General features: G+C 41.0%; 11 protein-coding genes. 7 read left to right on the top strand and 4 right to left on the bottom strand.

Going from position 1 to position 13,620, the window contains the following annotated elements:
- Positions 1-13: 13 nt before the first annotated feature.
- The 4 genes from mtnK (at position 14) to A8F95_RS17710 (ending at position 5,561) form a co-directional block, all read left to right on the top strand.
- The gene (mtnK, locus tag A8F95_RS17725; protein ID WP_095407489.1) at positions 14-1,297 is read left to right on the top strand and encodes an S-methyl-5-thioribose kinase; all 1,284 of its coding nucleotides are present in this window, start codon (positions 14-16) and stop codon (positions 1,295-1,297) included.
- A complete protein-coding gene (mtnA, locus tag A8F95_RS17720) occupies positions 1,254-2,324 on the top strand; it encodes an S-methyl-5-thioribose-1-phosphate isomerase (protein ID WP_065411735.1) in 1,071 nt (356 codons plus the stop codon). The genes mtnK and mtnA overlap by 44 nt, the downstream gene beginning before the upstream one ends.
- A gap of 340 nt (positions 2,325-2,664) precedes the next feature.
- Complete coding sequence (glsA, locus tag A8F95_RS17715) at positions 2,665-3,594, top strand: glutaminase A (RefSeq protein WP_065411836.1); 930 nt, start codon at positions 2,665-2,667, stop codon at positions 3,592-3,594.
- A gap of 242 nt (positions 3,595-3,836) precedes the next feature.
- Entirely contained in the window at positions 3,837-5,561 is a 1,725-nt protein-coding gene (locus A8F95_RS17710; protein ID WP_077247423.1) for a methyl-accepting chemotaxis protein, read from the top strand.
- Positions 5,562-5,635: 74 nt separating this feature from the next.
- Here A8F95_RS17710 and A8F95_RS17705 read toward each other — a convergent pair whose 3' ends face one another.
- Positions 5,636-6,901 carry an erythromycin esterase family protein gene (locus A8F95_RS17705; RefSeq protein ID WP_065411734.1) on the bottom strand — a complete coding sequence of 422 codons (1,266 nt, stop codon included), beginning with the start codon at positions 6,899-6,901 and terminating at the stop codon, positions 5,636-5,638.
- A gap of 281 nt (positions 6,902-7,182) precedes the next feature.
- On the opposite strand from A8F95_RS17705, the gene A8F95_RS17700 reads away from it, so the two are divergent.
- Entirely contained in the window at positions 7,183-9,126 is a 1,944-nt protein-coding gene (locus A8F95_RS17700; protein ID WP_065411733.1) for a GTP-binding protein, read from the top strand.
- 74 nt (positions 9,127-9,200) lie between these two features.
- The gene (locus A8F95_RS17695) at positions 9,201-9,539 is read left to right on the top strand and encodes a YusW family protein (protein ID WP_065411732.1); all 339 of its coding nucleotides are present in this window, start codon (positions 9,201-9,203) and stop codon (positions 9,537-9,539) included.
- A 68-nt stretch (positions 9,540-9,607) separates the two neighbouring features.
- Here the strand turns inward: A8F95_RS17695 and A8F95_RS17690 are convergent, their stop codons facing one another.
- Positions 9,608-10,870 carry an Nramp family divalent metal transporter gene (locus A8F95_RS17690; RefSeq protein WP_065411834.1) on the bottom strand — a complete coding sequence of 421 codons (1,263 nt, stop codon included), beginning with the start codon at positions 10,868-10,870 and terminating at the stop codon, positions 9,608-9,610.
- Positions 10,871-11,081: 211 nt separating this feature from the next.
- Between A8F95_RS17690 and A8F95_RS17685 the strand changes: the two genes are divergently transcribed.
- Positions 11,082-11,357: a hypothetical protein gene (locus A8F95_RS17685; RefSeq protein WP_065411731.1), complete on the top strand. Its 276-nt coding sequence runs from the start codon at positions 11,082-11,084 to the stop codon at positions 11,355-11,357.
- A 55-nt stretch (positions 11,358-11,412) separates the two neighbouring features.
- On the opposite strand, the gene A8F95_RS17680 is transcribed toward A8F95_RS17685, so the two are convergent.
- Both A8F95_RS17680 and A8F95_RS17675 read right to left on the bottom strand, forming a co-directional pair.
- The gene (locus A8F95_RS17680) at positions 11,413-11,928 is read right to left on the bottom strand and encodes a cupin domain-containing protein (RefSeq protein WP_095407488.1); all 516 of its coding nucleotides are present in this window, start codon (positions 11,926-11,928) and stop codon (positions 11,413-11,415) included.
- 29 nt (positions 11,929-11,957) lie between these two features.
- Positions 11,958-13,157, bottom strand: a complete 1,200-nt coding sequence (locus A8F95_RS17675; protein WP_065411730.1) for a NupC/NupG family nucleoside CNT transporter — start codon at positions 13,155-13,157, stop codon at positions 11,958-11,960.
- Between the last annotated feature and the right edge of the window lie 463 nt (positions 13,158-13,620).

Genomic DNA, 13,620 nt, shown 5'->3' with positions numbered 1-13,620 from the left:
GGAGGGGACTCACTTGAAAGATTTTACTTCAGCTTATTTTACGATGAATGAAGCGGATGTCGTGGAGTATGTGCAGAACAGATTGAGTGTTTTTAATGATGATGCTGATTTGGAATGCCGTGAAATCGGGGATGGAAATTTAAATTATGTATTTAAAGTCGTTGATCGCAAAAGCGGCGAGTCCATTATTATTAAGCAGGCAGGACCTGTAGCCCGTATTTCAGATGCGTTTAAGGTGTCTCCAGACCGCAATCGAATTGAAAGTGAAATATTAGAATTACAAGGTGAACTGGCTCCTGGCTTTGTGCCAAAAGTGTATGCTTATGATCCAGTGATGAACTGCTGTGTCATGGATGATTTATCTGACCATGAAATTATGCGTTCGGCTCTCTTAAACTATAAAAAATTCCCGTTATTTGCTGATCATATTACGACCTTTCTTGCTCGTACTTTGCTGCTTACGTCAGATGTTGTCATGGGGCATAAAGAGAAGAAGGAGCGGGTCCAGCAATTTACGAACCCGGAGCTTTGTGAAATCACTGAAGATTTAGTTTATACAGAGCCATTTTATGATTGCGAGCAAAACGATGTATTTGAAGGAACGAAAGAGTTTGCGCGTGAAGTAATTTGGAATGATGAAAAGCTTAAGCTGGAAACAGCAAAGCTGAAATTTGATTTTATGACGAAGGCCCAGTCTTTACTTCATGGCGATCTTCATACCGGTTCGATTTTTATAAAAGAAGATTCAACTAAAATCATCGACCCTGAGTTCGCCTTTTATGGACCAGCTGGCTATGATATCGGGAATGTAGTGGCAAATCTGATCTTTGCTTATGTTCATGCTCATTATACAATAGAAGAAACAGAAGCAAGAGCAGATTATCTGCCATATTTAGAAGAGACCATCGTTCAAGTGGTTGAACTGTTTTCGGAGAAGTTTCTACAGTTATGGAATGAGACGGCAGCAGAACAGACAGCCACTCTTCCGAAATTTAAAGAGTGGTATTTAGATTCTATTCTTGAAGATACAGCGGCTGTTACCGGATTAGAATTGTGCCGCAGAGTGATCGGCATTGCCCATGTGAAGGATTTGACATCGATTTCCGATGCGAAAGACCGAACAGCAGCCGAAAAAATTTGTTTAATAGCCGGAAAAACGTTTATTTTGGATCGGACAAGTATTCGAACAGGCGATGATTTTGTAAAAGTACTGCGCCACAGTGTGAATCAGTTTAGTAAAGGGGCAATCAACGATGACAACACCAATAGCAGCCATTCAATCAGTACGGCTCGATGATGACAATGACGTTCTCGTTCTTCTCGATCAAACCTTGCTGCCAAATGAGAAAGTTTTTTTACAACTTTCAACAGTAGAAGAGGTGTGGGATGCCATCTATCATTTAAAAGTGAGAGGAGCACCTGCTATCGGAATAGCGGCAGCTTACGGCATTTATTTAGGTGTAAAGCAGGTAAAAGCGGACACTTACGTGGAATTAGCGGTTGAATTTGAAAAAATCAAGCACTATTTAGCGTCCTCCCGTCCGACAGCTGTTAATCTCTTTTGGGCATTGAAGCGAATGGAAGATCGCTTGAAACAGGAAGCAGATAAGAGTATCGCTGAGATTAAGCAAGCGCTGAAGGAAGAAGCAGAAACGATTCGTGAAGAGGACGAACAAGTTTGCCTGGCGATTGGGGAACATGCGCTTTCCCTGTTGAAACCCGGCTGGGGGCTTCTGACGCATTGCAATGCCGGCACAATTGCCACAGCGAAATATGGCACAGCTTTAGCTCCTATCTATTTAGGGCAAGAGAGGGATTATCATTTCAGCGTATATGCTGACGAGACAAGGCCTCTTCTGCAGGGAGCGCGTCTGACTGCGTGGGAACTCCAAGAAGCGGGTGTTGATGTCACGCTTATTTGTGATAATATGGCGTCTATCGTAATGAAAGAAGGCAAGGTGCAAGCTGTATTGGTTGGATGTGACCGTGTAGCGGCAAATGGGGACACGGCTAATAAAATTGGAACTTCAGGCTTAGCGGTACTCGCAAAGCATTACGGAATTCCTTTTTACGTGTGTGCTCCGCTGTCGACAATTGATCTAGAGTGCGCATCAGGTGACGATATTCCAATTGAATTGAGAAAGTCGGAAGAAGTTAGCACCCAATGGTATGAAAAGTCGATGGCTCCAGCAAACGTGAAAGTGTACAACCCAGCTTTTGACGTAACTGATCATGAGCTTATTACAGCCATTGTGACAGAAAAGGGGATTGCGTACGCTCCTTTTAAAAAGAGCTTAGCTGAATTGATGGGAAAAGAAGGATAAAAGAAAAAGGCGGACCTATGCAGGTTCGCTTTTTTTGCGTTTAGGAGGTGCTTCTGTATAAACGGATCGTCATCCTGTATAGAGGACGCATTACTCCGGATAACTTGCCCTTAATTCCAGATAAATCATGAAACCGTCCAGGTATATAGTTCATCACTCCGGATAAACAGGAAAAGCCTGTCACTTTCAGTTGTTAGGAAAACGATAAAAGGGTAAGGGAGGTAAAAGAGCAAAAAGCTGCATGAGTCATAAGTATATGTGGATAAATGGAATTTGTTTAGCTGAAACTAATAAAATAGTCGATCGGTTTCTAAGAAATAGAAGAAAAGATGGTGATCATATGCCTTGTTATTCAAGTGATAAACTAAATGCACTCGTAAAAGAAGCAAAGAAATATACAGCACAAGGAAAGGTAGCTGATTACATTCCAGCGCTAAAGAAAGAAAATCCGCACGACTTGTCAGCCGCTATTTTTCACCCTGATGGAAGATGTATTTCTGCAGGAGACGTAGATCAGAAAATTACACTGCAAAGTATCTCTAAAGTGCTCACTCTCGCCCTCGCTCTCATGGATTATGGAGAAGAACAGGTTTTTGAAAAGGTCGGATATGAGCCGACCGGCGATCCGTTTAATTCGATTGTCAAATTGGAACTGTACAACCCTTCCAAGCCGCTTAACCCGATGATTAATGCCGGGGCATTAGCTGTCACAAGCATGATCAAAGGAGAAACAATTGAAAATAGGCTCGAACGTATCTTGGATTTCGTTCAAAAATTAGCAGGTGACCGAAAGATCGGTTATTCACAAGAGGTAGCCGATTCGGAGTTCAAGACAGCCTATCTTAATCGGGCATTGTGCTACTTTATGATGGAACATGGAATTATTGAGGAAGAGGTAGAAGGACTTTTGGAGCTTTATACGAAACAATGTGCGATCGAAATGACTTGTTTGGATTTAGCGAGAATTGGGCTGGTGTTCGCCATGGATGGGGCTGATCCTTTTACGAAGGAGCCATTAATCCCGAGAGACATCGTGAGAGTATGCAAAACGTTTATGGTGACGTGCGGGATGTACAATGCAGCCGGGGAATTCGCCGTCAGAATCGGCATTCCAGCTAAAAGTGGTGTGTCGGGCGGGATTATGGGCGTCGTGCCTAACCGCTTTGGCATCGGTATCTTTGGGCCTGCCCTTGATGAAAAAGGAAATAGCATAGCAGGGTTAAAATTATTAGAGATGCTTTCGGAGAAATATTCATTGAGTATATTTTAATTGTTTAATCAAAAAAAGCAGGCACCTGTAAAGCTGCCTGCTTTTAGTCATGTCTTGCTTTCTCATTGTATAAAGAAAGAGGGATCTGAAAATTTCATGCAAGAAAGGCTGATAGTGAGGAAAGCTTACTTTCTCTCTTGTAAATCTGACACTTGTTAACAGTTGAAGCTTTATTCGGAAATTGCTGTATAGTATGATGGATTTGGGAATAAAGTCTCATTTACGCAGGGGGATTACATAGGGTGAAAAAAAGTATACGGTTTAAAATGGTTATCATCTTTTCGACAGTTGTCTTGCTAGTATGTTTGATTATTTCTTATCTTAGTTATACTTCTTCTGTCGACCTAGTTGAAAATTCTATGAGCGATACAGCTGGGAACATTGCTAAGCAAGCAGCGAAAGTGATTGACGTAAATAAGTATGAAAAAGAGATATCAGTAGCGTCCGGAGAAAATGACTACTATAGAGAATTACGTACAGAACTCAATGATATAAGAGAAAAAACCGGATTGACGTATCTATATACGATGTCTCGTGAAAAAAACGCTAACAGTTACGATTACTTTTATATGGTGGATGGCATGCCGCTAGGAGCCGAGGAAGCCTCACAGTTAGGTGACCAAGAAGATCCAGCTGTTTATCCTAATATTGTAAAGACGTTCGAGACAGGGAAGATGCAAATTGAAATATCAAATACGAAAGAGTATGGGGCGCTGATCACCACGTATGTCCCATTAAAATCCGCCTCTGGAAAAGTCATCGGAATTGTAGGGGCTGATTTAAATGCTTCTCAAGTTTACGCTTCGATGGATACATATAAAAAGAAGATCATGGAGTCTGCCCTTATTATTTTAGTCATCACGATCATCCTTGTTTATGTACTGAGTCACTATTTAGTCAAGCCATTAAAGGATTTAACGAATGAAATAGCAAAAGTGGGAAATGGTGATTTATCCATTACATTTCCATCAGAGCGGAAGGACGAAATTGGTGTTTTAACGACAGCCTTCCAACAAATGATGAATGACCTAAAGAAAATTATTCAAGGGATCGATGATAATTCGATTAAGTTAGTGGATGCTTCCAATCAGTTATTAGATGGCACAAATGAGGTCAAAGAAAGCAATCATCAAATTGCCACAACAATGAATGAATTGTCGGGCGGAGCAGATGAACAAGCTAATTTTGCTAATCAAGTGTCTCAATCCATGCAAAGCTTTACTAACCAAGTTCATGAGGCAAGCGATCAGGGGATGGAGCTTAACCGCTCTTCTCATGAGGTGATAGGATTAACCGCTAACGGTTACGCTTTAATGAATGAATCTGAAAAGCAAATGGAGACGATCCATCAAGGGGTAATGGAATCAATTGAGAAAGTGAAGGGATTAGACCTGCAATCAAAAGAAATCTCTAAGCTCGTTCAAGTAATTCAACAAATTGCTGATCAAACTAACCTGCTGGCACTAAATGCTGCAATAGAAGCAGCGCGTGCAGGGGAACAGGGGAAAGGCTTCTCTGTTGTAGCCGAAGAAGTCCGGAAGCTAGCGGAGCAGGTATCAGGCTCTATCGGCAGCATTATTGGGATTGTGGAAGATTTGCAGCAGGAATCTAATGAAACAGTCGTAGCTTTACAGCATAGCTATGAACAGGTAGCGCAAGGAACAGAAAAGATTAAGACGACAGGGGAAACATTTCATATCATTAATCAATCTGTGCTAAATATGCAAGGGCAAATACAACATATTTCAAGTAATTTAAATGCTATTCTTAAACAAAGCGAGGATATTAATCATTCTCTGGAAGGCGTTGCCTCGATAGCAGAAGAATCCTCTGCGGGAATTGAACAAACGTCGGCTTCTGTTCAACAATCTACTAGTATTATGGATGAAATTGTCATAAGTTCCGAATCGGTTGCCAAATTAGCGGAAGAACTCAATCGATCCGTTGAGCATTTTAAATTAAATTAAAAGCACGATATTTATTATTTTGAGTAAAGAGGAGTCTAAAAGGGCTCCCCTCTACTCAAATGGAGACTTGTTGATTACCATCTTTGTGCTTCTAACGGCGTTAGAGCCCGAGACTGGTCAATGTAAATAAAAGCATCATAGCGGTGGCTAATGTTAGAAGGAACGTAATTGCCGTAGACTTCATATTCAGGGTGATAAACAACGCCAATAGCTCTATGGCCGATCCAGCTGTCAAATAAGTGACGATTCTGTTCGTTAAACATCAAAAACTTGTTAAAGGGACCTGCTTGGTGAAGAAGGTCTTCCCAGGAGTCTCTTTGAGCAGGCGGAACCTCCATCTTTTCGTAGGGCAAGCCCCATTCTTCGGCCGCGATGACAGTTCCCCGATGAGTGCCAAACCCAATCGCATAGACATCCTCCGGCCGGTTTTGCTCCCGGATCAGCTGGCCGACGTTGATCATATTTTCGTTTTTCATATCAGTGGCAGAAGCATCGCCGATATGGGTATTATGCTCCCAAACGAGAATTTTGGCTTCTTCGCCATAATAATTTCGTAATTCATTGATCGTCTCTACCATATGCTCATCACGAATATTCCAAGAAAGCGCATCGTTTCGTACCATCGCCCGGTAGTATTCTTCCGCATTTTTTGCGACGAGTGCGTTCACTTTTAAGTTAAGGTCAGCTTCCTCTTCTCCTTTATAATGCTCTTCATGCGTCCGAATAGAAGCGAGCAGCTTTGATACTTCGTCCACGCATACATCGGAAATATTCAGCGTAGAAATCGCATAGTTTTCCGGCTGCCGGTTGAAAGGCTCAAAGCAGGAAAAAGCTTTTTTTGCTAATGCCAGGTCAACGCCCGTTGATTTTGTCCGCGATAAGTAACGGAGCACTTCCTCCATTGACTCCCACAAACTATAGACATCTATGCCGTAAAAGCCTACTTTTTGCTCCGGTGCCTTCTTTTCATTATAAGCGTGCAGCCATTCAATGAGAGATGCTATTTCTTTATTAGCCCACATCCAAGTGGGCCAGCGGTTAAAGGCTTGTAATATATCTTCTGTTTTCTTTGTCTCTTTGTCATACCCTTTAATGTAGCGGTTTACTTGTTGGGCTGAAGGCCAATCCCCTTCAACGGCAATGACCGAAAACCCTTTTTCTGCAATAAGCCTTTTAGAAAGAGCTGCTCGTACAGAGTAAAATTCAGAGGTGCCATGGCTCGCTTCTCCTAAAAGAACGATCTTCGCCTCTCCAATTTCGTCGACAAGCCTCGATAAATCCTCATTCGTTTCAAAAGGAATCGCATGGCTTTTTATAGCGCTGGCAAGAATTTGATCCATCATGAAATCTCCTTTTCTTTTTTACCCTGTTACACTTGGTTGTCAACTTTCACTGCAATCAAGGATTGAAACATAACATTCATTTTTTAGAAAGCCTTCTTCCTAAGCCAGAGATGGGCTGTTTTATTTATTATGCGCTGATATAGGAACAGTACCCGCTATAAGATAAAAGTGAACAATGAGATAAATGAATGAGTTTTTTAACATGAAAGCCATTGCAGGTAAAAAAACTTTGATATAATGCTTTGTATATTTCGAAGAAACGTAACAGAGGTGCTCTAATGAAGAAAACAATTGGTATATTTGCACACGTAGATGCTGGTAAGACAACCTTCTCTGAACAGCTTCTCTATCATACAAACAGCATTAAGCAAAGAGGAAGAGTGGATCATCAAGATGCTTTTCTCGACAGCCATGAGATCGAGAGGCAAAGAGGCATTACTGTATTTGCTGATCAGGGAAGGATGTCTTATGGCGATTCCATTTATTATTTAATCGACAATCCAGGTCACGTCGATTTTTCTTCAGAGATGGAACGTTCTATTCAAGTATTAGACTACGCCATTATTATCATCAGTGCCGTCGAAGGAGTGGAAGGCCATACAGAGACCGTTTGGCAGCTGCTAAGCAAGCATCATATTCCCGTATTCTTTTTTATTAATAAAATAGATCGTGCCGGCGCAGATGTGGAACGAGTATTGGAAGAGATTCGGACAGATTTAGCAGAGGATGCCTTTGATATAACGGAAGCTTTTAACGAGGGAGAAATGAGCGAAGATTTAGTTGAATTTGTAGCTGAGCGGGAGGAGGCCCTATTAGAACAATATTTAGAAAGGGGCTATGAAAAAGAGCTTTGGCTGGATACGATGATTCAATTAATTGTGGAAAGAAAAATATTCCCGTGTGCCAGCGGTTCAGCACTTCAGGACATTGGTATACAGGCTTTTCTTGATAAGCTGGATCAATTGACAGTGACTGATTACTCCAAAGACGAGCCTTTTTCTGGACGCATTTATAAAGTACAGCACGATCAAAATGGAACGAGGATTGCTTTCATCAAGGCAATCAGCGGTACATTGCGTGTCCGTGAAGAAATCAAATATGGCGATGATCTGACAGAAAAGGTCACACAAATACGACACTACAATGGAAGTAAGTTCAAGACAACTGACCAGGCTGAGGCAGGTGAGCTATTTGCGGTAACTGGATTGTCGAAAGCATGTGCCGTCGATGGTGTAGGCCTATTAAAACAGAAGACCGCATACGAAATGGTACCAACATTAAAGTCGAAAGTTATGGCCGATTCTTCTGTTCATATAAAAGAGGTTTTACGATGCTTTCATATGCTGGATATAGAAGATCCTTCTTTGAATGTCATCTGGGAAGAAAGTCTGCAGGAAATCCACATTCATGTAATGGGGGCTATTCAATTAGAAATATTAAAACAAGTCGTCCAGGAGCGTTTTCACTTTGATGTTTCTTTCGGCGACCCGGAAATCATTTATAAGGAAACGATTCAGAAGACGGTTACCGGCTACGGACATTTTGAGCCGTTAGGTCATTATGCTGAGGTGCATTTAAAATTAGAGCCTGCGGAAAGAAATAGCGGCATTTCATTTGAAAGTGGCTGTCATGTGAATGATCTGACGATAGGGAACCAAAATTTAGTCCGCCATCATCTCTTTGAGAAAGAACATAACGGCTTGCTGACGGGTTCTGCATTAACAGATGTCAACATCACACTTTTGACGGGCCGTGCCCATAACAAGCATACCTCCGGCGGTGACTTTAGAGAAGCAGCCTACCGGGCGTTAAGACAAGGGCTGGAAAAAGCGGAGAACATGTTACTCGAGCCGTATTATCAGTTCAAAATTAAAGTAGAACTAGACCAGATGGGAAAAGTATTGGCCGATATTCAAACGGCATACGGCCATTTTGATCCGCCAAAAACAGAAGGAGATAAAGCGATTATAACCGGTAAAGTACCAGTGGCCACCTTTATGAATTACAGCACGGAGCTTGCTGCTTTCACTCAAGGAAAAGGAATGATCAATCTGGTGTTTGGAGGGTACGACCGTTGTCACAATGAACAAGAAGTGGTCGAAAGAATTGGCTACAATAAGGATGCAGACCCCGAATACAGTTCCTCCTCTATCTTTTGTTCGAAGGGACACGGTTATACAGTGGCCTGGGATGAAGCAGAAGCTAAAATGCATGGTCTCTGATCACGGCGGTTTAAAAAAGAACAAAAAGGAAAGAGTAGGTAAGGAAAAAGAACAATAACAGCGGGAGTGACGATATGAAAGGGAAAATGGCGGACTTAGGCTATAGGGAGTTTGAATTGGAAATATCCTATGAAGGCGGCAAAGAGTACGAGGCGGAGATTGAAAGGAATGAAAAAGGTGCCATTGAGGTAAAAATTGAAGACGAATTAAATGGAGTGGAGATTGAGGGGAAAGAAGCCTTTAAACTTCTATACCCGCGATTGAAAGAGATGGCTATTAAGCGTAAAACTCCTAAACGACAAGCGATTAGAAAAGCCCTTCAAGCATTCCATTTGCCTGCCAATTATAAAAAAATCGAAATTGAAATTATGTTTAAAGATGGCTCAAAACTTGAATTTGAGGATAAGAAGTAAAAGGTTTGTCTGATCTACAGATAGGGAAAAGCCCCTTTCGTCATTGAAAGGGCTTTTTAGTATTGGTTTTAACCGCCTAATGTTTCAACTAATAAGAAGAGGTTCAGCATGATAACGAGTACAGCGATTCCCCAGGCAGCAACAGTAGTAGCTTTACGGTTAACAAGTCCGCCCATGATGGTTCGGTTACTTGTAAACATAATGAGCGGAATGAGCGCAAAGGCAATCCCGAATGAAAGAATGACCTGGCTCATCACGAGAGCCCCTGTAGGGTTTACACCCGATATAATGATGGCAAGCGGGGGAATGACCGTAATGAATCTTCGCAGGTAAAGATTAATGTGCCTGCGAATAAACCCCTGCATGACGACATCTCCAGTTAGTGTACCAACTGCCGAGCTCGACAAACCGGCGATTAATAATCCGAGTCCGAAAGAGATAGCAGCGGCTGGACCGATATAATCATGAAAGCCATGGAATGCCACATCTAAATCTTCTACAATCATTCCTTTTTTAGAAAATAAGGCGGCAGCGACGATCAACATACACATGTTAATCGCTCCGGCAATGATCATTGCAATTACAATATCAATGAACTCAAATTTAAATATTTTCCGTTTTTCTTCTTCATTTCTGCCGACGACCCGACTTTGTGTCAGTGAAGAGTGAAGATAAATAGCATGTGGCATAACAGTAGCACCAAGAATACCGGCAGCGAGTACAATCGAATTTACGTCTTCAAACTTAGGTACGAGCATGCCGCCTAATACTTCGCTTATATCCGGCTTAGCCAAAAACGTTTGAAAAGCAAAGGCGAGCACAACCATCATCACCATCACGGCAATTCCCGTCTCAAGCGGCCGGTATCCCCGGCGCTGTAATTCCAATATAGCAAAGGACCCTGCTGCTGTAATCAGTGCTGCTGGCACCATTGGAATATCAAAAAGCAAATACAAGCCTAACGCGGCACCGATAAATTCAGCAAGATCGGTGGCAATGATGACAAGTTCACTTTGGATCCATAAGAAAATCGATACTCCTTTTGGAAAGCGATCGCGCGCGACTTCGGGCAAGTTCTTTCCGGTAGCAATGCCCAGCTTAGCCGATAATGACTGAATGAGAACAGCCATTAAATTGGAAACAGCAATAACCCATAAAAGCAGATAGCCGTATTTGGAACCAGCTGTAATGTTCGTCGCAAAGTTTCCCGGATCGATATAAGCAACAGCGGCAATAAAAGCCGGACCGAGGAAGGGGAGTATTTTTCGAATGCCTTTCGCTTCACCCCGTAACACAGCTTCGGCAGATTGGGTTGTTTTATTTACTTTCATCTTATTGTCTCTGTAAGTCAACTTTTCTTTCCTCCCTGCCTAATTGTAAGTACATGCCAATAAAGTTTCCTAAGGTAAAAATCTTATGATTATTTTATGCAATAAATTGAGAAATGTAAATTATTTTATTTCAAAAATGATTAGTTGAATAAAACCGCTTCCGTTTTGCCATAGTAGAGTCATACGGTTATTCGACAGAGGAGGAGTTTTCGTGATAGATCATACAAAAGCAAGCTGGAAAAATGAAAATGTGATTTCACAATTGCGCAATTCGGTAGACAATGTCATAGCCGCCATGGGCCAGGCGCAATCAAATCCTACAGAACAGGCGATCCAGCAAGCACAAAATACGATAAATCAAGCAGAGAATGCTTTAGCGAACGCTCTTGAAAAAAGCGAACAAGTTGAACCGATTCACCGGCTTCAAGAGCAATTGAACCGAAACAAGCAGCAGTTTGATCAGCTGAAGCCAAACCATCTATCTTAGGCAGACAACAATGAAAGGACGGTTTCTCCATAAAGGAGAAACCGTCCTTTCATTGTTATTCTGGAATTTTTTCGTATGCTAGTTTCACAATAATATCCTTGTGCTCAGGATATTGGTGCAAAAGTTCGTCTTGAGTAAATAATTCAAAGTCTGTAAAGTCGAACCCTGGTGAAACCATACAGCCGACTAAAGAATACGTATCTTCTTCTATCACGGATGAACCGAAAATAGCGTTTTTCGGCACGAGCGCCTGCGGAACTTCCCCTTTTTCTAAATGAATGCCTAATTTAATTTCTTCATATTCTCCATTTTCATGAATGATATGAATGGTTAAAGAACTTCCAGCATGAAAATACCATAATTCATCAGACTTTAAACGATGAAAGTGGGAAACATCATTGGATGTCAGGAGAAAATAAATGCTCGTATAAAGCTTTCTCTGCCCTTCGAAACGAACGCTTAACTCCTTATCGGAAATTTGCTCCCCGGATGCAAAGGTACTTCTGTAATAGCCTCCTTCTGGGTGAGGAGCAAGTCCCAGCTTTGAAATAAATGATTGCCATTCCGTCATAATATAATGAACCTCCTGTTGTTGTCTCATTACCAAACAAATAATCCTATGATCATCGCAGTTAAGCTAGAGACTAGAATACCACTAAATAATAATCGCCATGTATTATTGGCGATAAAAGCCGTTCTTTCTTCCCCGAAGAGCGCACGGATACTGCCGAGGATGATCCCAATAGTCGGGAAGTTACAAAAAGAAATAAGAAAGGCTGAAATAACAGCTTCTGTATGAGCATTTAACGTTGCAAGTACAGGTTTTAAATGAGTCATCGCAATAAACTCATTCGCTGCTAATTTTTCCCCCATAAATTGAGCCACTTTAAAGACATGGGACCACTCAACTCCCATTAAGAAGCTTAACGGAGAAAAAACTACAGCAAAAATATTTTCAAGTGAGAGCTGGCTATGGATGAGTCCTAGTGCACTGTTGGCAGCAGTAATCAATGAGACGAAACCGATAAGCATCACCGCAATAATCAGAGCCAGCTTTCCTCCTGTTAACATACTATTTGAAATGACATCAAAGAAATTTCCTTTTTCTGTTTTAGAGGGAGCATAGACAATGTCCTCTTCTTTTGAGACTGTATAAGGATTTAGCAGTGAGGTAATCATTAAAGCCCCAATCGCATTTAACGGGATAGCTGTTAAAACATACTTCGCATCCAAAAGCTGCAAGTAACCGCCAAGCATGGCTGCACTCACACAAGACATGCTTATCATCGAGATCGTTAATAATCTAGTGTTATTCATTTTATTTATTTGTTCACGGGTAACGGCCAAGGCTTCGTTGTTTCCTAAAAACATGACCTGAATTGAATAAAAGCTTTCAAAGCGGGGGGTTCTAGTAAATTTAGAGAAGAACCAGCCGATTCCATTAATGATGAACGGTAAAATCCCGAAGTAAGTTAAAATATCAAAAAATGTGACAACAAAAATGATGGGCATTAAGACATTCATGAAAAAAGTGAAGGCTGAACTGTCAATAGGCGCCAAGTTTCCAAACACAAAATTGACTCCGACCATAGAGCTATTGATGAGCCACAGAAAAAAATCAGAAATTAATGTAATGCTCTTTCCGCCGATAGTAGTCGACAGCATGAACCAAGTAACGGCCAACTGTAGAATGAACAGTATGATAATAGGCTTAACATTTATCTTTGCCCGATTAAGGGAAAAGAGATAAGCAAGGGCTAATACCACCAAAATTCCAACTACATTAATAATAAAATACATTTTTTTACTCCTTTTATTAATAACTGTATTTATTCTTTGATGCCTAAAAAGTATAACGTATTCTTTTAGAAACTTCTGTGCTACTTTAGAGCGATAAATCATAGGAGTGTGTTAGTGGCGAATAGGAAATTTAGTACAAGCAAGGAGGTGGATTCATTTCGTTGCCTTCTTAGTATGTAGGTTAATTTTTATACTTCTATAAAATGGAGATATCGGTATGTTATTTAGTACTCTTTATTAGGGTGTTCAATTTATCTAAATAGCAAACTATATTCAATTTCCATTTGGTGAGGTTTTTTGGAATAACAAACTCTTCCCAGTTATAAAACTTTCCTTATCCTTTTAAACCGATAGAGAATTTAAAGTTTTTTACTTGTGGATGGAAACCAACAAGGGTTATAAAGGTAGGGGAGTTGTATAACTGAATCTGTTTTAAAATAGATAAAAGCCCCTGTACCGTTTT

The sequence above is a fragment of the Pseudobacillus wudalianchiensis genome (genome assembly GCF_001685015.1).
GTDB classification, from domain to species: domain Bacteria; phylum Bacillota; class Bacilli; order Bacillales; family Domibacillaceae; genus Pseudobacillus; species Pseudobacillus wudalianchiensis.
This window is presented reverse-complemented; position numbering and strand designations above follow the sequence as displayed.

Coding starts and splice junctions, on each gene's coding strand:
- A8F95_RS17690 (WP_065411834.1), bottom strand. CDS start 10,870: ATGAAAGTAAATAAAACAACCCAATCTGCCGAAGCTGTGTTACGGGGT.
- A8F95_RS17700 (WP_065411733.1), top strand. CDS start 7,183: ATGAAGAAAACAATTGGTATATTTGCACACGTAGATGCTGGTAAGACA.
- A8F95_RS17680 (WP_095407488.1), bottom strand. CDS start 11,928: ATGACGGAATGGCAATCATTTATTTCAAAGCTGGGACTTGCTCCTCAC.
- mtnA (WP_065411735.1), top strand. CDS start 1,254: ATGACAACACCAATAGCAGCCATTCAATCAGTACGGCTCGATGATGAC.
- A8F95_RS17675 (WP_065411730.1), bottom strand. CDS start 13,157: ATGTATTTTATTATTAATGTAGTTGGAATTTTGGTGGTATTAGCCCTT.
- A8F95_RS17695 (WP_065411732.1), top strand. CDS start 9,201: ATGAAAGGGAAAATGGCGGACTTAGGCTATAGGGAGTTTGAATTGGAA.
- glsA (WP_065411836.1), top strand. CDS start 2,665: ATGCCTTGTTATTCAAGTGATAAACTAAATGCACTCGTAAAAGAAGCA.
- A8F95_RS17705 (WP_065411734.1), bottom strand. CDS start 6,901: ATGGATCAAATTCTTGCCAGCGCTATAAAAAGCCATGCGATTCCTTTT.